Annotated in this window: 12 protein-coding genes; 8 read left to right on the forward strand and 4 right to left on the reverse strand. The window is 70.4% G+C overall.

The features are described from left to right. Window position 1: 1 nt before the first annotated feature. A complete protein-coding gene (locus GLP40_RS01550) occupies window positions 2-412 on the forward strand; it encodes a hypothetical protein (RefSeq protein WP_154785986.1) in 411 nt (136 codons plus the stop codon). A 106-nt stretch (window positions 413-518) separates the two neighbouring features. Here GLP40_RS01550 and GLP40_RS01555 read toward each other — a convergent pair whose 3' ends face one another. Together GLP40_RS01555 and GLP40_RS01560 are read right to left on the reverse strand one after the other, a co-directional pair. Further along, window positions 519-1,283: a CPBP family intramembrane glutamic endopeptidase gene (locus tag GLP40_RS01555; RefSeq protein ID WP_154785987.1), complete on the reverse strand. Its 765-nt coding sequence runs from the start codon at window positions 1,281-1,283 to the stop codon at window positions 519-521. A gap of 46 nt (window positions 1,284-1,329) precedes the next feature. Continuing rightward, window positions 1,330-2,298 carry an RluA family pseudouridine synthase gene (locus GLP40_RS01560; RefSeq protein ID WP_328289561.1) on the reverse strand — a complete coding sequence of 323 codons (969 nt, stop codon included), beginning with the start codon at window positions 2,296-2,298 and terminating at the stop codon, window positions 1,330-1,332. Window positions 2,299-2,422: 124 nt separating this feature from the next. Between GLP40_RS01560 and GLP40_RS01565 the strand changes: the two genes are divergently transcribed. Further along, window positions 2,423-3,238 (forward strand): DUF4190 domain-containing protein, encoded by an 816-nt coding sequence (locus GLP40_RS01565; protein WP_196054487.1) that lies wholly within the window; start codon window positions 2,423-2,425, stop codon window positions 3,236-3,238. Between the two features lie 311 nt (window positions 3,239-3,549). Here GLP40_RS01565 and GLP40_RS01570 read toward each other — a convergent pair whose 3' ends face one another. After that, complete coding sequence (locus tag GLP40_RS01570) at window positions 3,550-4,014, reverse strand: hypothetical protein (RefSeq protein WP_154785990.1); 465 nt, start codon at window positions 4,012-4,014, stop codon at window positions 3,550-3,552. 136 nt (window positions 4,015-4,150) lie between these two features. Here GLP40_RS01570 and GLP40_RS01575 point away from each other — a divergent pair, with 136 nt between their 5' ends. Further along, entirely contained in the window at window positions 4,151-5,446 is a 1,296-nt protein-coding gene (locus tag GLP40_RS01575; protein ID WP_328289562.1) for a SidA/IucD/PvdA family monooxygenase, read from the forward strand. Here GLP40_RS01575 and GLP40_RS01580 read toward each other — a convergent pair. Further along, window positions 5,401-6,057: a GNAT family N-acetyltransferase gene (locus GLP40_RS01580; protein WP_154785992.1), complete on the reverse strand. Its 657-nt coding sequence runs from the start codon at window positions 6,055-6,057 to the stop codon at window positions 5,401-5,403. The genes GLP40_RS01575 and GLP40_RS01580 overlap by 46 nt on opposite strands. Window positions 6,058-6,215: 158 nt before the next feature. On the opposite strand from GLP40_RS01580, the gene GLP40_RS01585 reads away from it, so the two are divergent. The 5 genes from GLP40_RS01585 to GLP40_RS01605 are packed head-to-tail and all read left to right on the forward strand — an operon-like array spanning window position 6,216 to window position 21,131. Beyond that, complete coding sequence (locus GLP40_RS01585) at window positions 6,216-6,968, forward strand: thioesterase II family protein (RefSeq protein WP_154785993.1); 753 nt, start codon at window positions 6,216-6,218, stop codon at window positions 6,966-6,968. Continuing rightward, window positions 6,965-8,281, forward strand: coding sequence for a beta-ketoacyl [acyl carrier protein] synthase domain-containing protein (locus GLP40_RS01590; protein WP_154785994.1), 1,317 nt, complete (start codon window positions 6,965-6,967; stop codon window positions 8,279-8,281). Before GLP40_RS01585 ends, GLP40_RS01590 begins: the two co-directional genes overlap by 4 nt. Continuing rightward, entirely contained in the window at window positions 8,274-11,507 is a 3,234-nt protein-coding gene (gene nbtC / locus GLP40_RS01595; protein WP_154785995.1) for a nocobactin polyketide synthase NbtC, read from the forward strand. Before GLP40_RS01590 ends, nbtC begins: the two co-directional genes overlap by 8 nt. 19 nt (window positions 11,508-11,526) lie before the next feature. Further along, on the forward strand, window positions 11,527-16,659 hold the full coding sequence (locus GLP40_RS01600) for a non-ribosomal peptide synthetase (RefSeq protein WP_154785996.1): 5,133 nt from the start codon (window positions 11,527-11,529) through the stop codon (window positions 16,657-16,659). After that, window positions 16,656-21,131, forward strand: coding sequence for a non-ribosomal peptide synthetase (locus GLP40_RS01605; protein ID WP_154785997.1), 4,476 nt, complete (start codon window positions 16,656-16,658; stop codon window positions 21,129-21,131). The genes GLP40_RS01600 and GLP40_RS01605 overlap by 4 nt, the downstream gene beginning before the upstream one ends. Window positions 21,132-21,133: the final 2 nt, after the last annotated feature.

The raw sequence follows: 21,133 nt of genomic DNA on the forward strand, positions 1-21,133 counted from the left end.
CATGACCGTGTCCGTGAACAAGCGCATCGCCCGGCGGGCTGGGATCGGCCTCACCGCCGTGGCCGCGATGGCCTGTTCCGTGGGCCTGACCGCATCCACCGCCTCGGCCGTGCCTACGGGCCTGTCGGTCAACGCCCGCAATATCTACATGGGCTGCGTCTACCAGATCACCGCCACGTACGACAGCTGGTTCCAGGCCTGGTTCTACGACAACGGCCTGGTCATCGCCGGCAGCCCGATCAGCCCGAGCAATGGGCAGGCCACCATTCAGTGGACCCCGCACAGCGCGGGCACCCACACCCTGTCCACCCTGCAGGGGTCGGCCTGGGAGCTGAAGGTGAACGTCCTCGAACCCACCCTGACCGGCAGCGCGACCTGCGGTGCGAGCCCGCTGGGCTTCCTGGGCTCGTAGAAGACTCGGTTCGGTGTGGCCTGACCCGCCGAACCGTCCCCGGGCCGACTGACCATAATCCTCTGTTCCCAGGTCAGTCGGCCCCCTCTGCGTTCGCGGGGGTTGATCAGTGCACGGTCACGTGCCAGACGACGGCCGCGGCGAGTGCGCCGGCTCCGTTCACCGCCCAGTGCAGTGCGATGGGCGCGAGCAGGCTGCCGCTGCGTCGTCGCAGCCAGGTGAAGACCACGCCCGCCCCGGCGGTCGCGACGACAGCTAGCCCGATGCCGAGGATCTGCCCGGCCGGGCCGCCCCCGAGGAATCCGGTCAGTCCCTTGTTGCCGCTGGTCAAGCCCAGCGATGAGGCGATGTGCCAGAGCCCGAACAACATTGATCCGGCCGCGAAGACGCCGCGCGCCCCGACCGCCCGGTCCAAGGTGCCGTGCAGCACGCCGCGGAAGGCGAGTTCCTCGGGGATCGCCGTCTGGAGCGGGATCACGATCATCGACGCGATGAGCGCTCCCGACACCGCGGCGTAGCGGTCGTTGAGGAAGAAGGGCCGGGTGATGGGCAGCGCCGCGCCGATGACGACGGCCGCGAGCACCACGCCCACCGCGGCCAGCGCCCACAGCGACCCGCGCCGCCACTGCCGCGGTGAGAGGCCGAGGTCTTCCCAGCCGAGCCCGCGGCGCCGCACCAACGCCACCAGCACTATCGCGGCAATCGGCACCGAGAGGATGCTGGCCCACTTGTCGGTGAAGTGCGCGATGAGGTTCGTGCAGATCAGAACGATGACAACGACCGCTACGTCCACGTAGGCGTGCAGTTTGTGGCCGGGCAGGGTGGGCGGATCAGGGAGCACCGCGACCGCGCCGTTATCGTTTCGCGACATCCCGGCCAGTCTACGAGCGGATGCTTCGAACGGCCTTCGAATGTGGTCAATCCCGCTGCGTGGAATATTTCGCGCCCGCAGCTCGCCCGCTCGCCCAGCCCTCGGGATCGTCCCAGGCCTGCAGCGTGCGCGCGGTCTCGAAGCGGCGCGGCTCCCGGGTGATCGGGTCGGTGAATTCCAGCGCCGAGGCCAGCAGTTGCAGCGGCCGGGTGTAGTCGTCGACAGGCTTGTCGGTGAGTTCCGGATAGAAGTCGTCGCCCAGGATCGGGATTCCGAGGCCGTTCATGTGCAGCCGGATCTGATGTGTGCGCCCGGTCCGCGGCCGCAGCCGGTAACGACCCGATTCGTCCCGCTGCTCGACCAATTCGACGAGGGTCTCGGCATTGGGCTCGCCCTCGGTCTCGTAGGCGCGCAGCACGTGCCGCTCCTTGACGATCCGGCTGATGACCGTGCGCGGCAGCTCGAGTTCCGGATCGACGCGGGCGATGGCCTCGTACTCCTTGTGTACCAGCCGCTTGTGGAACATGGTCTGATACGCCCCGCGCCGAGCCGGATTCACGATGAACAGCACCAGTCCGGCGGTGGCCCGGTCGAGCCGGTGCGCGGGCACCAGATCAGGCAGGTCCAGGTCGCGGCGCAGTTTCACCAGGGCGGTCTGCAGAATGTGCTGCCCGCGCGGGATCGTCGACAGGAAGTGCGGCTTGTCGATCACCAGGATGTCGTCGTCGCGGTGGACGATGCCGATCGGAAAGGGGACCTCGGTCTCGTCCGGCAGATCGCGGTGGAACCACACCGCGCCGCCGGGCATATAGGGCGTGTCCAGGGCGATCGGGCCGTCCAGGTCGACGATGCCGCCCGCGCGCAGCAGTTCGTCGATGCGTTCGGGGCGCACGCGGGGCAACCGTTCCACGAGGTGGTCGCGGACGGTCGCCCAGTCGCCCTCCTCGGGTAGTCGCAACCGGGCCGGATCCAGTCCGTGCCGCTTCGGTAACGGCGGTTGCTGCCTGCGTCTCACTCGCCAAACCCTAGTCCCCGAGTTTGTCCGGATCAGGGGGTACGGTTGGCCAACGCCCGGAATGTCTGGGTCCGAACGAGTGATCGGGGGTCTCGTGTATCCGAATGACCAACAGCCCCAAGGCATGCCGGGTCAGCCCGGTCCGGCCGAGTACGGTTACGCGCCCCAGCCCGGTCAACCGGACTACGGTCAGGCGGCTCAGCCCGCCTATGGTCAGCCGGGCCAGTGGGACTACGGCCGGGCCGGCCAGCCCGGGTATCCGCCCGGTTACCAGCCGATGCCACCCGGCTATCCCATGGCGCCGCCGCCTCCGCAGAGCACCAATGGGTTGGCCATCGCCGCCCTGATCCTCGGCCTGCTCGGCGCCTGCCTGCTCGCCGTCCCGTTCGGCATCATCGCGCTGACCCAGATCAAGCAGCGCAATCAGAACGGCAAGGGGCTGGCGATCGGCGGCCTGATCGCCTCCGGCGTATGGGCCCTGATCGTCGTCATCCTGTTCGTCGTGGGCGCGGTGAACGGCTCGGATACCTCGGCGTCGCAGGACAATACGACCCGCACGGCAGCCCTGCCGGATTCTCCGACCTCCATCTCCGTCGACGAGGTGAAGACCGGCGACTGCCTGCAGACGGTCGAGGAGAACAACCATATCCGCAAGGTGACCGTGCTGCCGTGCGATTCCCCGCACGACGCCGAGGTGATCACCCAGGTCCATCTGACCGGTTCCTGGCCGGGCTCGCTGGACGCCTCGTTCAAGAAGGCCAATGACGCCTGCCTCGACGAGATCGACAAGCAGTTGAGCAAGAGTTCGATGTACGACCAGCTCGAGACCTTCATCCTGTACCCGGCCAACGAGACCCAGTGGAACAAGCTCAACGGCCGCGCGACCTGCATGGTCCATGACGCGAACGGTAAGAAGCTGACCGCGAAAGTGCCGCGCTGATCGACGGCATGGCCGTTCGGTGAAAGTCGGCCGCGCCGATCTTTTCGGTGCTGACGGAAGCGCCGGAGCGAATGAAGGTGGAGGCGGACCGAAGGCGGTCGAGCTCGACCGCCCACGGCGCGAGGCGCACGCCATCGAACCGGGCCCGGCGGCAGCCGACGCGGACGGACCAGATGTGAAAGCGCGGGCGTGACGGCCGCGAGAGGCCGTGGCGCGCAAGGAGTTTCTCGCGGGTGCCGGCCATCGTGGCTCAGGTGCTGTCCCCGGCCGTCGCCTACGTGCTACTGGTCTCGGTCCCTCCGGGTGAATTGTCAGAGACCGCAGGGCAGCATGGCGACGCTCGCCACGGTGCACTCACCGTCGCGGGACAGCTTCCAGGTGCCGTCGATCAGCTTCCAGGTCAGCGGGAAAATGAACGGGTCGAACCCGTCCACGGCCGTCTGGAGGGTGGCCGAGAGGGTGTCGCCGTCCTCGGTGACCGGTGCCAGGATGGTCCAGCGGAAGCTCGGCGGGGCGGCGTTCATGGCGGTGCCGACCTGGTCCAGCAGCGGCAGTCCGGCCTCGCCGGCCTCGAGTTCGGCGGCGCGGGTGGTGGCCGGAGCGCCGGTGTTCAGGGCGGTCTGCAGCTTGGCCTTCAAGTCGCCGGTGCTCGGCGCGGTGGTGCGCACGGGAGCGAAAGCCGGTGTGGCCGTGGCGGTCACCGCGCTGACGCCGGTTCCGGCGAGCAGGGCGGCGGCGGTGAGGGCGGCGCCGAGGAGGCGCGAAGTCGGGGGCATCGTTTTCTGTCCAATCGTTTTCGTCGCGAGCGCTTCGCAAGCGCCGCCCAGCAATATAAGGTAAGCCTACGCAAACCTAAAGTGGTTGGTGGGTTGTGCGAGGCAGGCGACGGTGAGCAACTGGGACGGAGAACCGGTGGAAGCACTTCTGGTGGTCGGAGCGGGGCCGAAAGCCCTGGCGGTAGCGGCCAAGTCGCATGTGCTGCGAGAACTCGGCCTGCCCGCACCGCGGGTGACCGTGGTCGAGGCGCGGACAGTCGGCGGTAACTGGCTGCCCACCGGAGGCTGGACCGACGGCCGCCACCGCCTGGGCACCAGCCCGGAAAAGGATGTCGGCTTCCCCTACCGCTCCACCTGGGCCCGCGGCCGCAACCGCCAGATCGACCAGGGCATGCGCGCCTTCAGCTGGACCGCCTTCCTCATCGAACATGGCACCTACGCCGAGTGGATCGACCGCGGCCGGCCCAGCCCACAGCATCACGTGTGGGCCAGGTACCTGCAGTGGGTGGCCCGCCGCATCGATCTGGATCTGATCCAGGGCGCCGTGACCGGCATCGCCGCCGCGGCCGACGGCTGGCTGGTCTCGGTCGCCGATGCCGATGGTCGGACCGACGAGATCGGTTGCGACGCCGTCATGATCACCGGACCCGGCCGCAGTGACCGCGCCTTGGCCGAGCATCCCAGGGTGCTCAGCATCTGCGAGTTCTGGGAGCTGGCGGGCCGCCGCGAGTTGCCGCCGTCCTCCCGCGTCGCGGTGATCGGCGGCGGCGAGACCGCGGGCTCGGCGCTGGACGAACTGGTGCGCCACGAGATGCTCACCGTGTCGGTGATCTCGCCCGAGGCCACGCTGTACACGCGCGGCGAGAGCTATTTCGAGAACTCGCTGTACAGCGATCCGACCAAGTGGGCCGGTCTGGGCATGGCCGAGCGTCGTGATGTCATCCGCCGTACCGACCGCGGGGTGTTCTCGGTGCGCGTGCAGGAAAGTCTGGTGGGCGACAACCGGGTTCACCACCTGCAGGGCCGCGTCGTGAGCCTCGCCGACCAGGACGACCGGGTCGCCCTGACGCTGCGCAATGACCAGCGCGCCGATCGGGTGCACACCTTCGATCTGGTGGTGGACGCCACCGGCGGGCAGCCGCTGTGGTTCCTCGACCTATTCGAATCCACCGCAACCGATCTGCTCGAACTGGCCGTCGGCGGTCCGCTCGAGCAGTCCCGCATCGAGGCGGCCATCGGCTACGACCTGGCGGTGTCCGGGCTGGACGCCAAGCTGTACCTGCCGAATATGGCCGCCATGGCGCAGGGCCCGGGCTTCCCGAATCTCAGCTGCCTGGGCGAGCTATCGGACCGGATCCTGCAACCGGCGCTGAATCCGGCCGCGTGCTATCGGATCTCGGGCAGGTCCGCCGCGGTGCGGGGCAGCGCGTAGAGCGCGATCCGACGGTCCGGCCGAATGTCGAAGTCGCCCAGATGCCGCCACCCGATCTTCTCCAACGCTTTGCGCATGGAGGCATTGCGATGATCGGGTTCGCACAGCAGCCGGCGGCATTCGGGTTCGGCCGCCAGGATGGCCTGCCCCAGCAGTCGCATCCAGCCCGAGATGATGCCGCGGCCCAGCAGATTCGTGTCCGCGGTGGCGATGTGGAAGCCCATGTCGCGGGCGTCGGCGTCGTAGAGGCGCGCGATCTCGTCCTTGGCGGGACGGTACAACTCCACGTAGGCCACCTCGCGGGTGCCCCAATCGGGCCGGTCCAGGGCGGCGAAGTCGTATTCGAGAAGGCAAGGGCGCGAGAAGGTTCCGTTCAGCTGCGCCCCGCAGTCGGCCCGGCGGCGGTCGATGTCCCAGGCCTGCTCCCAGGTGTCGAGCAGGTGCGGCCGGTGCATCCACTCGGTGATGGTCTCAGGATCGCGGGAGTCGACGTCCACCAGCCGCAGCCTGAACGGTGCGGCGAACTCGGGCACGACCGGTGCGGGCGCGCGGCGGATGTGGTCGGGAAGGTCCGTGAGTTCGCGCGTGAGGACGTAGGTCGTCCGGTTCATCGCTGTGGCGCTCCGTTCCTCGGTTAGCTCGATCACTCTGTTTTGTAAGGCTAGCCTATACTAAGTAAGCGGTGCTACGGTTGCTCGCACATCGCAAGGGGGACAAGCGGAACCGACGCCGAATGCGGTCGGGCAGTTGTGTAGGAGAGATGCGGAAAATGCCACGGAAACTCGGCTGGATCAGGCAATTTCAGGCCCCGAGTGCGGAATCCGCGACACCGCTGCTGGTTTTCCCGCACGCCGGTGCGGGCGCTTCGGCCTATCGGGACTTGGCCAAGCGGCTGGCCGCCGAATTCGATGTCGTGGTGTTCCAGTACCCGGGCCGTCAGGATCGGATACGCGAGTCCGCCGCCGAGAGTTTGCCGGAGCTCGCCGCCGGAGCCTTCGCCGAATTCCGGGAATCGACGCACGAGACCGGCGCTCCGCTCACGATTTTCGGGCACAGCATGGGTGCGGTCGTCGGCTTCGAATTCGCCCGCCTGGCCGAGGCCGCGGGCCTGAGCGTACGGCGGCTGGTGGCCTCCTCCGCCGCCGCGCCCGCGCGGATCGCCGCGCTGCCGGGGCACCCCACCGAGGACGAGGCCCTGCTCGACCACATGTCGGCGCTCAACGGCACCGGCGCGGAGGTCATGGGCAGTCGTGACGTCCTGCGCATGTCGCTGCCGGTCATGAAGGCCGATTACCGAGCCTTCGACGCGTATTCCTGCACCGGCGATACCGCCGTGGACGCGCCGATCCTGGTGCTGGCCGGCGACGAGGACGAATTCGTCGCGCCGCGCGATCTGCGCGCATGGGAAAGCCACAGCCGCAACGGAATTCGGGTAATACTCTTCCCAGGCGGGCATTTCTATCTCAACGACCACGTCGACGGTGTCGCCGAACTGCTCGCCGAGCAGAGCATCGTCGCATGACCCCGCTGGACTCCGGCGACCCCATTGCGATCGTCGGCATGGGTATCGAGGCGCCCGGTGGCATCGACACCCTGCCGGAATTCTGGTCCGCGCTGGCGGCCGGCCGGGAATTGCTCGGCCCTTTTCCGCGTGATCGGGGATGGCCGCTGGCGGAATTACTGACCCTGGACCGCAACGAGGGCTGGGCAGCGGTGCCCGACGCCGGCGGTTTCCTCACCGGCGCGACCGAATTCGATCCGCTGTTCTTCGGCATCAGCCCGCGCGAAGCGGTGGCCATGGATCCGCAGCAGCGGGTCGGCATGCGGGTGGCCTGGCGGGCGCTCGAGCATGCGGGTCTCAATCCAGCCGCGGTGGAGGGTGATTCGGCTGGCTGCTGGATGGGGGCCTCGGTCACGGAGTACGGGCCGCGCGCGGCCTCGGTCAACGAGTACAGCGGGTATCGGGCCACCGGTACGGCGCTGGGCGCGGTGGCGGGGAGGATCTCGCACGGGCTGGGCCTGACCGGGCCGTCGGTCACCGTCGACACCGCCTGCGCGTCCGCGCTCACCGCGGTGCACCAGGCCGCTGCCTCCATTCGGGCGGGCGAGTGCGACTGGGCGCTCGCGGGCGGGGTGTGCGTCATGGGCTCGCCGGGCGCGTTCTACGAGTTCTCCAAGAACAACGCGCTGGCCCGCGACGGGCACTGCCGCTCCTATTCCGCCGACGCCACCGGCACCGTTTGGGGCGAGGGCGCGGGAGTCGTTGTACTGGAACCGGAATCGAGGGCGCGGGCGTTCGGGCACCGAGTGTACGGGCGACTGCTGGGTTCGCGGGTGAACCACAATGGCAAGGGCGCGCCGATCGCGGTGCCCAGTGCGGCGGCGCAGGAGCGGCTGATCCGCGACACCCTGGCGTTGTCCGGCGTCTCCGCCGAGCAGGTCGGGCTCATCGAAGGGCACGGCACCGGCACCCCGGTGGGCGACCCGCTCGAGTTGGCCGCGCTCGCGGCCACCTACGGTGTCGAGCGCGCCGACGGTCCGCGGCTGGGCTCGGTGAAGTCCAATGCCGGTCACGCGCAGGCGGCCTCCGGGGTGCTCGGCCTGATCAAGGTGCTGCTCGCGGGCGCGCACGCACAGATCCCGCCCACTCTGCACGCCGAACGGCCGGCCGCCGAAATCGACTGGGCCGGAACCACTCTGCGGCTCGCCACCGAACTCGAACCCTGGCCTGCCGTGGACGGCGTGCGCTGTGCGGCCGTGTCCTCGTTCGGCGTCGCGGGCACCAACGCGCATGCCGTCATCGGTCTGCCGGAACTGGAGCAAAGCGATGTGTAGCCACCGGCTGCCCGATGGCAGCGTCCCTGTCCTGCTCTCCTCCGACACCGCCGACGGTGTCCGGGCCGAGGCCGCGGCCCTGGCGGCCTACCTGGAGCAGCGACCCGCAATCACCCCGGATCGTTTGGCGGACATGCTGTTCCGCACTCGCACCGCGCGCCGGTACCGGTCGCTGGCCATGGTCACCGAGCGCGCGGAGCTGCTGGACGCCTTGCGTGCCATCATCGACGGCGACTCCCATCCGGCGGTCGTGACCGGTGACGGTCCCGCCACCGCGCGCCGAATCGGCTTCGTCTTCCCCGGTCAGGGCGGTCAGCGCCCCGGCATGGGCAAGCTGTACTACGACCTGTCCCCGGCCTACCGGGCCGCCGTCGACGAGTGCGCGGCCGTGCACGCCGAACGCTTCGGCCACGACCAGCCGCTGCACTATCTGCTCGGCGCCGCGGGCTCGTACCAGGACACGGTGTGGGAAGTGCAGCCCGCCTTGATGTTCCACATGACCGGCCTGGCCGCCATGTGGCAGGCCGCCGGCGTCCGTCCGGCCGCCACCATCGGCCACAGCCAGGGCGAGCTGGCCGCGGGCGCGGTCTCGCGGGTCATGTCGGTGCGCGACGCCGTACTGGTGGTGACCCACCGCGCCCGCCTGGTGGAGCGCATCTCCCCGCGCGGCTACTCCATGGCCGTGCTGGCCATGGATCGCGAGGACTGTGAAGCCCTGCTGGCCCGCCACTCCGGCTGGGCCGAACTGTCGGTGGTGAACGCCCCGCACATCATGGCCATCTCCGGCGACCGCGAGACCATCGTCGACATGGTCGCGGCAGCCGCCGAGCGCGGCCATTTCGCCCGCGAGATCGGCGTCGCCTACCCGGCGCACACCTCGATCGTGGCCGAGGTGCGAGCGGATTTCGAGGGCTTCCTCGGCGACGAGATGCGCAGCCCCACCTTCTTCGACGTCGAAATCCCGTGCTACGGCGCGACTCTCGGCACACGCATCACCCCCGATCTTGTGCACGAACGGTACTGGTACTGGAACCTGCGCAATCGCGTCCGTTTCGACCTCGCGGTGGTCGCCGCCGCTTCGGACGGCATCGACACCCTCATCGAAATCGTCGAACACCCCGTCCTGCAACTGGCGCTCCAGGAGAACCTCACCCTGGTCCCGCCCGATCCGGCCCGCGGCGCCCGCGACTTCAAGGTCCTGGGCACCTCCCTGCGTACCGCGACCTCCCTGCGGGAATTCACCCGCAACGTGGCCGCCGTCGCGGTTCACGACCTCGGCTACAGCTGGGACGCCCTGCGCACCGCCGCGGCGCCCGCGCTGCCGCTGCGCGACTTCCCGCACACGGTCTTGAACCCCAGGCGTCTGTGGGCCGACCCGGGTTACGCACCCGAAGCCGTGCACCCGCCGGTCCCTGCCGTGCCCAAACCCCAACGCCTGGTGGAGAAGTGGACTCCGTGGCAGTGTCGCACGCTGACGCCGCCTCGTCGCCTGGCATTCATCGACCCGAGCGGACGGTGCGCCGACCAGCTGTCCGCCCTCCTCACCGCGGCGGACCGCTACGGTGCCACGGCCACCGCCCTGGAACCGGACGTGATCGCCGGGACCGCCGCTGTCGCAGCCGATACGACTGCGGCGATCGGTGTCTCGGAAGCGACTGCTCGCGGCCCGGAGTCGGTGTGGCGCGGGGACGCGGCGGGGTCGCCGTCCGCGGACTTCGACAGCGTGGTGATCTTGTGGCCCGCGCTCCCCGAGTCGGCCGGCGCGGAAGCGGTGGCGGAGCTGGCGGAGTTCTTCGGCGGGCGCGCCTGGCTGCCCGCGGTATCGGGTGTGCGGGCGGGCGGTGAGGTCTGGCTGGTGACCGTTAGTGGTGAGGCCGTGGTGCCGGGGGATGCGGCGCCGCAGCTGTTCCACGGGGCGGTGGCGTCCGGATTCCGCTGTGTCGGTGCGGAGATGCCGGGAGCGGTGTTCCGGCATCTGGATCTCGCGGCCGATGCCGGGGCCGGTGAGGCGAATCGCGTGGTCACGGCGCTGCATACGGTGGGTGAGCCGGAGGTGGCGCTGCGCGGTGGCAAGGTGTTCGTCAAGCGACTGGTCTGCGACGAGTCCGCGCCGGGTGCGGCCGCCGATCTCGATCATGTGCTGATCGTGGGCGGCACGGGCAAGCTCGGGCTGTTGTTCGCCGCGCATTTCGCGCGGCAGGGCGCGGGCCGGGTCACCCTGGTGAGCCGATCCGGCGAATCCGGTTCGGCTGCCATGGAAGTCGCGCGACTGCGGGCCGCCGGTTCCACCGAGATCGTGGTCGCGGCCTGTGATGTCAGCGATGCCCACGCCGTCGCGCGGCTCGGGGCCGGGCTGGAGGAGCGGCCGGTGAGCCTGCTCGTGCACGCCGCCGTCACCTATGTCGACGCCGGGATCGCGGACATCACCGCCGATATGGTGACCACGGCCGCCGCGTCCAAGGTGCTGGGCCTGGAGGCCGTGCTCGGCGCGGCGCCGCTGTGCCCTGAGGGCCGGGTGCTGCTGTGCTCGTCCATGGCCGCGACACTCGGTGGGCGCGGGCAGATTCTGTACGCCGTCACCAATCGCATGCTGGATATCCTCGCCCGACGCCTGCGCGAGCGCGGGATCGACTGCAACGCGCTGGAGTGGGGCCTGTGGAGTGTCGCGGGACCGCTCGACGCGGCGGGCATGGCCCGGGTGGAAGGCGCCGGGGTGTATCCGATGCATCCCGCCGACGCCATCGCCGCCGGATTCACCGGGCAGCCGACCGACGCGATCGTCATCTCCGCCGACTGGCCGCTCCTGCGAGATGTCATGGGAGCCTTCGGTCAGGCCGCCGTGCTGTCGGACGTGCGGGAGCCTGAGCCGATCCCGTCCCGCGAGCCGGGCTCCGCGAGCGGTGCGCTCGCGCAGCCACGCGCGGATGAGGTCGTCGCCGAGATGGATTCGGCCGCACCGCCTGTCACCCAGCCGATGGCGCCCGCGACCGGTGGCCCGCTGGCGGACCAGGTGCTCGCGGAGCTCGAGCGGGTCATGGGCATCGACACCGGCGACAGCATCGACCGTTCGGCGCCACTGGTGGCGCTGGGCCTGGATTCCCTGCAGGCCCTGGATTTCCGCAAGCGCGTGCAGGGGTCACTGCATCGGGATCTGCCGGTCGCGGCGATTCTGGGCGGCGCGTCGCTGGACGACATCGTGCTGCTGATGGCAGAGAACACCAACTGAGGGCTAGGGGCCGGATTTCATGTCAGACATCGATGCGACCGTGACCGTGGCCGGAACCTCCGTCGCCGACCGCCGCCGGGAACTGCTGCGGCGCCGGCTCACCGAGCAGGGCCTGGCGGCCGCCACCGCCGCGCCGGCGCGACGCACCCGGGCCGGGGAGCGCCGTCCACTGTCTGCCGGACAGCGGCGCATGTGGTTCCTGCAGACCCGCGATCCCGAGGACGCCACGCTGAATATCTGTGTGGCGTACCGGCTCGTCGGCGCACTCGATGCGCAGCGGCTGCGGACCGCGGTGGCGTCCGTATTCGCCCGGCACGACGTGCTGCGCACCACCTTCGGCGTGGACGAGGACGGCGAACCGTTCCAGGTGTTCACCGACGACTTCACGCTGCCGTGGCAGTCGCACGATCTGACCGACCTGGCCGAGTCGGCCCGGTCGGTGCGGGTGGAGGTGCTGGCGCGGCGGGAATTCGGCCGCCCCTTCGATCTCGCCGCCGAGCTGCCGCTGCGAATCACTGTGGTGCGCACCGGAACAGCGGAGTGGGTGCTGCTGCTGGCCGCCCACCACAGCTGCTGGGACGACGACGCCTGGGCCGTGTTCTTCAGCGACCTCAATGCCGCCTACAACGGCGCCGAGAAGGCCGCCCTGACCGCGCAGTATGTCGACATCGAGGTCCTGGACGCTCCCGCCGAGGATGACGCGGACATCGCCTATTGGCGAAATACGTTGCGCCCCTTACCGGAACCGCTCGAACTACCCGGCTCGGCCGTGGTCGCGCCGTCGAAGCGCGCCGACCGCTGCACCGTGGCGCTGCCCGCCGATCTGCTGGACCGCGTGGACGTCTTCGCCCGGGCGCGCGCGGCCAGCCCGTTCATGGTGCTGCTCGCCGGGTACGCCGCGCTGATCCAGCGCTACACCGCCGCCGATGATTTCCTGGTCTCCATCCCGGTCACCAACCGCCGCTCGGCCGCCGCCGAACAGCTCGTCGGCTACTTCGGCAACACCGTGCTCCTGCGCGAAACCGTCGACCGCACCGAGACTTTCACCGGACTGGTCGAAGCCACCAGGCGCACCTGCCTGGCCGCCTTCGCCCATCAGGCCGTCGGCATCGACCGCGTCGTGCGCGCGGTCGATCCCGAGCGCGTCGACGGACGCGACGGCATGGATCAGCTGGTGCGCCTAGGCTTCAGCGTCCGCAAGAGCGCCGACGGCTTCGCGCTGAACGGTGTCACCTCCGCTCAGCTGGACGAGCTGGGCGCGCCCACCGCGCAGGTGCCGCTGGCGCTCGCCGTGGTCACCGGGAGCGCGCACGGCGCGGTGCTCGAGGCCGAGTACCAGGTGGACGTGCTGTCGCGGCCGCTGGTGCAGCGCATGCTGGAACATTATGTGCGACTGCTGGATCGGGCGCTGAGCACGCCGGCGGGCCGCCTCGCCGACCTCGACATGCTGGGCGGAAAGGACCGCATCGCCATCCTGGAACAGTCGCGCGGCGCGGACGTGCCGACGGACCCGGCCACCATGGTCGACCTTTTCGAGGCGAGCGTCGCCGCCGGTCCCGAGACCCTCGCCCTGGTGTCCGACGACATCGAACTCACCTACGCCGAGCTGAACGCGCGTGCGAACCGTTTGGCGCACTGGCTGATTCGCGAGGGCCTGGGTAGCGAGGACATCGTCGCTCTGCGCATGAGCAACTCGATCGAGTTCATCGTGGCCGTCTACGGCGTGCTCAAGGCGGGCGCGGCCTACCTGCCCATCGACCCGGCCTACCCGGATGACCGCATCGACTACCTGATCGCCGACGCGCGCCCGCGCCTGGCGCTGGGCCGTGTCGAACTCGGCGCCGCCGAGGAGGCGGCCGCCGGGCTGCCGGACACCAACCCCACCGACGCCGACCGCGTGCGCCCGCTGCTCCCGGCCAACCTGGCCTACGTCATCTACACCTCCGGTTCGACCGGCGAGCCCAAGGGCGTGACCGTCTCGCACGCGGCGATCGCCGAGCACGTGGTGAGCTTCACCGCCGAATGGGACATGACCTCCGAAGACCGGCTGCTGCAGTCGTCCTCGGTGAGCTTCGACGCCTCCCTGCTCGACATCTTCGTCACCCTGGCGCTGGGCGCGCGGCTGATCGTGCCCAAACCCGATGCCTTCCGCGACATCCGCTATATCGCCGACCTGATCACCCGCCGCGGCGTCACCGTGCTGCACATGGTGCCGTCCATGCTCAGCGCCTTCCTGCTGCTGCCCGAGGTGCGCGAGTGGCGTGCGCTGCGCCATGTCCCGGTGGGCGGTGAGGCGCTGCCGGGCGAGGTGGCCGACAAGTTCGCCACCGTCTTCGACGCCGAACTGCGCAACCACTACGGGCCGACCGAGGCCGTGGTGTGCGCCACGAATCAGCCGGTGGCGGGCCCGCAGGGCACCGGCATCGTGCCCATCGGGGTGCCCAATCAGAACGTGCACGCCTACGTGCTCGACGAGGCCCTCCAGCTGGTGCCCGCCGGCGTGGTCGGTGAGATCTACCTGGGCGGAGCGCAATTGGCGCGCGGCTACCTGGGCCGACCCGCGCTCACCGCGAGCCGCTTCGTCGCCGACCCGTTCACGCCCGGCGCGCGGCTGTACCGCACCGGAGACCTGGCCCGCCGCAACGAGTTCGGGGAACTGGACTTCGTCGGCCGCGCCGACGAGCAGGTGAAGGTGCGCGGCTTCCGCATCGAACTCGGCGAGGTGGAATCGGGCCTGGCCGCCCACCCGAGCGTCGGGCACTGCGTGGCGATCGTGGTCGAGGACCCGGCCCTGGGCGCACAGCTCGCCGCCTACCTGGTGCCCGCCGCCGGTGCGACCATCGATGTGGCGCAGGTGCGCGCGCACGCCGCCGCCGCGCTGCCGGAATACATGGTGCCCAGCGCTTTCGCCGTCATCGACGAGATTCCGCTGACCGTCAACGGCAAGCTGGACAAGCGGGCCCTGCCCGCACCCTCGCCCGCGGTGGAGCGCGTGCACCGTACACCTGCCACCGCCACCGAACGTCGCCTGTGCGGCATCTACACCCGGCTGTTCGGGGTGCGGACCGTCGGCGCGGACGATTCGTTCTTCGAGCTCGGCGGTCACTCCCTGCTGGCCGCGCGCCTGGTCGCGCGGATCCGCGCCGAATTCGGGGTGGAACTGGATGTGCGGATCGTCTTCGATACCCCGTCACCCGCCGGGCTGGCGGCGGGCCTGGTGGCGCGGTTCCGCGACGAGTTCGGCATCGACCTCGACGCCATGGACGATGAGGTCGACACGGCCGAGTCGGTCGAAAACATCGTCGCCGCACCGATTTCCGGGCGACCCGCCGTAACCGAGCGTCAGCGTCCCGAAAGACTGCCCCTGTCCTACTCGCAGCTGGCCATGTGGTTCCAATGCCGTATGGAGGGCCCGAGCGCGGTCGGCAACCTGCCCTTCGCGGTGCGCTTCGACGGCGGTATCGACATCGCCGCGCTGCGGGCCGCGCTCGCCGACGTGGTGGCGCGGCACGAGGCGCTGCGCACCGGTTTCGGTGAGCAGGACGGTATTCCGTACCAGGTGGTGCGGGCGACCGGGGAGATCGAGCTCGAGATATCCGGCCTCGCCGCCGACCGGTTGGCCGAGGAGCTCGCCGAGATCGGCCGCTATGCCTTCACCGTTGATAACGAGCCGCTGGTCCGTGCGCGCTTGCTGGTGCTCGACCCTGGTACCCAGGTGCTGTCGCTGCTGGTGCACCACATCGTGGCCGACCATGCGTCGCTGGGCATCCTGCTCGAGGACCTGGTCGCCGCCTACCGCTCGCGCGTCGATGACGGGCGGGCCCCCACGTGGACGCCGCTCACCGTGCAGTACCCGGACTACGTGCTGTGGCAGCACGACGCCTTCGGCGCGAGTGCCGACGGACTGCCCGGCGAGTACGGCCGTGCTCAGCTCGACTACTGGCGTGACGCGCTCGCCGGACTGCCGGACCGCATCGATGTCGCCCACGATCGCCCGCGTCCCCGGGTGCTCGGCAAGCGCGGCGAGCTCGCCGACTTCGCGGTTCCGGCCGCCCTGCGCACCCGACTCATCGCACTCGCCGAAGCCTGCGGCGCAACGGAATTCATGGTCTACCAGGCTGCCGTCGCTACCCTGCTGCACAAACTGGGCGGCGGCGAGGACATCACCCTCGGCACCCCCGTGGCCTGCCGCGTGGACGCCGAGACCGCGCCGCTGGTCGGCCTGTTCGCCAATATGGCCGTGCTGCGCAACGACCTGTCCGGCACCCCGACCCTGCGCGACACCGTGCTGCGCGGCCGCGAGGTCGTCCTCGGTGCTCACGCCCACCAGGAACTTCCGATCGAACGTCTGGTGGAGGCGCTCAACCCGCCGCGCTCGCGGTCACGAAACCCGCTGTTCCAGAGCATGCTGCACGTCCGCGGCGCGGACTGGGCCCCGGCCGCCCTGGCCATGGCGGGCGACACCACCGCCACCGTGCTGCCGGTCGACTTCGACGTCTCGTTCCTGGACCTGAACATCTCCGTGAACGTCACCGGCGACGGCGGGTCGGCCGTGCGCGTGGTCGCCAATGCCGACCTCTACGAGCCGGACACCGTGCAGCACATCGCGACCGCGCTGGCCACCACTCTGGAGGCGTACGCCACCGCGCCCGATCGCACCGTGGCGGAGTTGGAAGTGCTGCCTGTTTCCGACCTCGATCGGCTGCTCGCGCCCCCCGTCCTCGAGAGCGGTGCCACACTCCGTGATCCCGGCGTGCCTGTAGCCGGGATCGCCGACACCGCAGTGGATTCCGGCCACACGCACGCCGGAATGACGGGGGCCGAGAACACCGAACGCGTGCTCATCGAACTGCTCGAAGAGCTGCTGGACATCAGCGAGGTCGAAGCCGACGACAACTTCTTCGCCCTCGGCGGCGACAGCGTCATCTCCATCCAGTGGTCGGCCCGCGCCACCGCGCTCGGCCTGGCGCTCACCCCGCAGCTGGTGTTCGAGCATCTCACCATCGCCGAACTCGCCGCCGCGGTGGACGCCGCCGAACCCCCTGCCGCGCACGGTGAGCCGACTCCGCGGGAGGAGTCCGCACCCATGAGCGCCTCCGGCCTCGACGCCGCCGCCCTCGCCGCACTCACCGCGTCCTGGCAGGCCCGATGACCACCGAAAACCACACCGCGCCAGCGCGGATCGAGGACGTGCTGGCGCTGAGCCCGCTGCAGGAAGGCCTGTTCTCGCTGTCCCGGCTCACCGGCGACGGCCTCGACCTGTACACCATGCAGTTCGTGGTGGACATCGACGGACCGCTGGACACCGAGTTGCTGCGGCGCAGCGCCCAGGCCATGCTGGACCGTCATCCCAACCTGCGCGCCGCCTTCTGGGACGAGAACGTGCCGCGCCCGGTGCAGATCGTGCCCGCCGAGGCCGCACTGCCGTGGACCGAAAAGGACGCGCGGCCCGGGGAATTCGACGCCATCGCCGAGGCCGAGCGGCACGCGCCCTTCGACCTGAGCCGCGGCCCCGCCCTGCGCATCCTGCTGCTCAACGCCGACGGCGCCCGCCGCATGATCCTCACCGCGCACCACATCCTGATGGACGGCTGGGCCGTATCGGTGTTCTTCACCGAACTGCTCGCCATCTACCGCGCGGGCGGATCCGCTGCGGCACTGCCGAAGCCGCGGCTCTACCGCGACTACATCGCCTGGCTCGGCGCGCAGGACACCGCCGCGGTCACCCAGCGCTGGGTCGACTACCTCAGCGGCGTCACCGGCCCGCTCATGCTCTCCGGCGGCGCGCCCGTGGACGCCGTCCCCGAGAAGACCCGGGTGCTGCTGCCCGCCGCCGACACCCGACGGCTGCAGCGGTGGGCCCGCATGCGCGGGCTGACCCTCAATACCGCCGTGCAGTTCGCCTGGACCGTGGTGCTGGGCCGGCTCACCGACCGCCGCGAGGTCGTCTACGGCACCACCATTTCCGGTCGGCCCGAAGGGCTTTCCGGTGTCGAGGGCATGGTCGGGCTGTTCATCAACACCGTGCCCGTCGCCCACCACCTCGACCGCGACACCTCCGTCGTCGAGCAATGCGCCCGACTGCAGCGCGAATGCGCCGCCATGCGCGACATCGGCTTCCTCGGCCTGTCCGCCGTTCAGCGCGCGGCCGGGCACGGCACGCTGTTCGACACCCTCTTCGTCTTCGAGAACGCGCCCATCGACGACGCCATCCGCACCGTCACCACCGCCGACGGCGTCACCTTCCGGCCCATCGAGATGGAGAGCCTCGCGCACTATCCGCTCACCGTCGTCTCGCATCTGAGCGACGGCGACCTGGTGGTGGTCATCGAGGCCATGCCCGAGGCACTGCCGTACTTCCCGGCCGAGGCGCTGGGGGAGCGGCTGCTCAAGGTGCTGCGGCAGCTACCGGAGATCGGTGACAGGTCGCCGGACGAGCTGGACGTGCTCATTCCCGCCGAGCGGGTTGGACTCACACCGACCGCCACCGCCCCCGCGGCCGAGGCCGATTCGGTGTGGGAGCTGTTCGAGCGTCAGGTCGCGGCGACACCCGAGGCGGTGGCGCTCCGAGCCGGATCGTCGGAACGCTTCACCTACCGGGAACTGCGCGATGCCGCGGTGCGGCTCGCCGGAGAGTACGCGGCGCACGGCGCCGGACCGGAAACCGTTGTGGCCCTGGTTATCCCGCGCTCAACCCGGTCGATCATCGGCATCCTCGCCGCCTTCGCGGCGGGCGCCGCCTATGTTCCGGTGGACATCACGCTGCCCGCAGCACGCATCGAATCGATGCTGCGGCAGGCGAACCCGGCCCTGCTGCTCACCGACGACAGTTGCCGTGCGCTGGCGGGCGCCTCGGAGCCTGTGCTGAATCTCGACGATCCCGCTGTCGCGGAGGCTGTTTCGCGCCGTGACACGGACGCACCCGCCGTCCTGCGGCACCCCGAGCAGACCGCCTATCTCATCTTCACCTCCGGCTCCACCGGCGAACCCAAGGGCGTCGCGGGCACCCATGCCGCGCTGGCTTCCTATTTCGCCGACCACCACGACCGCGTCCACCGCCCGGCCACGACCCGTCTGGGCCGACCGCTGCGCATCGCCCACGCCTGGTCGCTGAGCTTCGACGCCTCCTGGCAGCCCATGGCGGGCCTGCTCGCCGGGGCGACCGTCCACCTGTTCGACGCCGAGGAAATGCGTGACGCCCACCGCCTGTGCGCGGGCATGATCGCCCATGACATCGACATGATCGACACCACGCCCTCGATGTTCGCGCAGCTCGAGGCCGCCGGACTGGTGGACCGCGCGCTACCGGTGCTGGCGCTGGGCGGCGAGGCGATCGACGCCGCGCTCTGGTCGCGGCTGCGTGCACTCGCCCCGTCCGACGGGCAGGACGGCACCGCCGTCTACAACTGCTACGGCCCCACCGAGGCCACCGTCGAGGCCGTGGTCGCATCCATCGCCGATTTCGACACCCCGACCATCGGCGTCCCCAACGCCGGAATGTCCTGCTACGTCCTGGATTCCATGCTGCGGCCGGTTCCCGATGGCGTCGTCGGTGAGCTGTACCTCTCGGGCCCCCAGTTGGCCCGCGGCTATATCGGGCGCGCCGCGACCACGTCCGATCGCTTCGTCGCCGACCCCTTTGGGCCTGGCCGTCGCATGTACCGCACCGGCGACCTGGTCCGCCGCCTGCCGCACGGTGGCCTCGGCTACCTCGGCCGCGCCGACACCCAGGTGAAGGTGCGCGGCTACCGCATCGAGATCGGCGAGATCGAGACCGCCCTGCGGCGGCTGCCCGGCGTGGACACCGCGGCCGTCACCGTCGTCCGGCGCGCCGGCGGCGCGAGCCTGGTCGGCTTCGTGGTGGGGGAGCGGGATCGCGCGGTCGATCCGGTGCGTGCCCGCGCCGCCCTCGCGGAACGCCTGCCCGCCTACATGATTCCGGCCCGCGTGCTGGCCCTGCCGCAGCTGCCCGTGAACGCCAACGGCAAACTCGACGGCCGCGGACTGACCCGGCTCGCGGAAGCGGCCCTGGCCGATGCCGGCTCCGGCGCCGCGCCGCGCACCGCCACCGAGAAGGAACTCGCCGAGGTCCTCGCCGAACTCTTCGACGGCCGCGCACCCGGACTCGACGACGACTTCTTCGCCCTCGGCGTGGACAGCATCGTCGCCATCTCCCTGGTCAACAAGGCCCGCCGCCGTGGGCTGACGCTCACCCCGCGCATGGTCCTGGCCGCCCCCACCCTCCGCGAACTGGGCGCCGCCCTCGACACCGCGGACTCGACGGCCGCGGAGCGGGCGGCGGATTACGGTGCGGTACCGCCGCTTCCGGTCGTCGACTGGTTGTACGAGTACGGCAACTTCCGCCGCTTCACCCAGACGGCCCTGCTCCGCCTCCCCGACGGCATCGATCGCGCGACCATCGAGGCGGCGCTGCAGGGAGTCCTCGACGGCTACGACACCCTGCGGTCCCGCCTCGTCGACACCGGCGACGGCCCGCGCCTGGTCACCTCACCGCCCGGCGCGGTGCGGGCCGCCGAAATCCTCACCCGCACCACCGCGGCGGTCCACGCCGCGGCCCGCGCGGTCATGAACGAGATCGACCCGCGCACCGGCGATATGGTGCGGGCCGTCTGGTTCTCCGGCACCGGCCACGGTGACGTCCTGCTGCTCACCATCCACCACCTGGCGGTGGACGCGGTGTCCTGGCACCTGGTGCTCGCCGCCCTCACCGAGGGCGCCGCGCTTCCGGAATCCACCTCGTACCGCGAGTTCTCGCGCCGCATGGCGGAGCGCGCCGAGACCACGGAAATCCTGTCCCAGCGCGACTATTGGCGCGACCAGCTCTCCGCCCCCGACCCGGCCGTCGGCCGCCGCATCCCGTACCCGCGCACCGACACCTGGTCCTCGCTGCGGGTCGCGACGGTCGTCACGCCGGTCGAGGTCACCGAGCGCATGCTCGCCACCCTGACCCGCGAGGAGGGCGTGCGCGAGTTCCTCCTCACCGCCCTCACCCTCACCCTGGCGAGCTGGCGGCGGGAGCGCGCCCAGGATCCGTCCCACGGCGCACTCATCGCCCTGGAAGGTCACGGCCGCGCCGACGGCCTGCTCGGCACCGACACCAGCAACACCCTCGGCTGGTTCACCACGGTCTTCCCGGTCCGCCTCGGGGCGGGCGCGACGGTGGACGCCGAACGCGCAGAACGGGATCCGGCGGCGGCCCGCGCCCTCCTCGACTCCGTGACCGCGCACCTGTCCGCCATACCCAACCAGGGCATCGACTACGGCCTGCTCCGCTACACCGCCCGGGTGCCGGAGCTGGCCATCGCGAGGCATCCCCAGGTCGAGTTCAACTATCTCGGCCGAGTCGACCTCAGCGGCCACGACTCCGGCTCCTGGTCCCTGCTCACCGGTCCGCTCAACGAAGCCCTCCCACTCGACCCGGAACCCGATCTCCCCCTGCGCTACGCCCTCGACGTCATCGCGGGCATCGGCGCCGCCCCGGAGGGCCCGCAACTGACCACCAACTGGCGCTGGAGCGAAAGCTTGTTCACGGCGGCCGAAGCCGACCGTCTCGCCGAACTCTGGGAGCGCAGCCTGGCCGCGCTGGCGGCCGCGACGTCCTGACC

The organism is Nocardia aurantiaca (genome assembly GCF_009708175.1).
GTDB classification, from domain to species: domain Bacteria; phylum Actinomycetota; class Actinomycetes; order Mycobacteriales; family Mycobacteriaceae; genus Nocardia; species Nocardia aurantiaca.

Excerpts from the sequence above, each read along its gene's own strand:
- nbtC (WP_154785995.1), top strand. The coding sequence starts at position 8,274 with ATGTGTAGCCACCGGCTGCCCGATGGCAGCGTCCCTGTCCTGCTCTCC.
- GLP40_RS01585 (WP_154785993.1), top strand. The coding sequence starts at position 6,216 with ATGCCACGGAAACTCGGCTGGATCAGGCAATTTCAGGCCCCGAGTGCG.
- GLP40_RS01550 (WP_154785986.1), top strand. The coding sequence starts at position 2 with ATGACCGTGTCCGTGAACAAGCGCATCGCCCGGCGGGCTGGGATCGGC.
- GLP40_RS01580 (WP_154785992.1), bottom strand. The coding sequence starts at position 6,057 with ATGAACCGGACGACCTACGTCCTCACGCGCGAACTCACGGACCTTCCC.
- GLP40_RS01570 (WP_154785990.1), bottom strand. The coding sequence starts at position 4,014 with ATGCCCCCGACTTCGCGCCTCCTCGGCGCCGCCCTCACCGCCGCCGCC.
- GLP40_RS01600 (WP_154785996.1), top strand. The coding sequence starts at position 11,527 with ATGTCAGACATCGATGCGACCGTGACCGTGGCCGGAACCTCCGTCGCC.
- GLP40_RS01605 (WP_154785997.1), top strand. The coding sequence starts at position 16,656 with ATGACCACCGAAAACCACACCGCGCCAGCGCGGATCGAGGACGTGCTG.
- GLP40_RS01555 (WP_154785987.1), bottom strand. The coding sequence starts at position 1,283 with ATGTCGCGAAACGATAACGGCGCGGTCGCGGTGCTCCCTGATCCGCCC.
- GLP40_RS01565 (WP_196054487.1), top strand. The coding sequence starts at position 2,423 with ATGCCGGGTCAGCCCGGTCCGGCCGAGTACGGTTACGCGCCCCAGCCC.
- GLP40_RS01590 (WP_154785994.1), top strand. The coding sequence starts at position 6,965 with ATGACCCCGCTGGACTCCGGCGACCCCATTGCGATCGTCGGCATGGGT.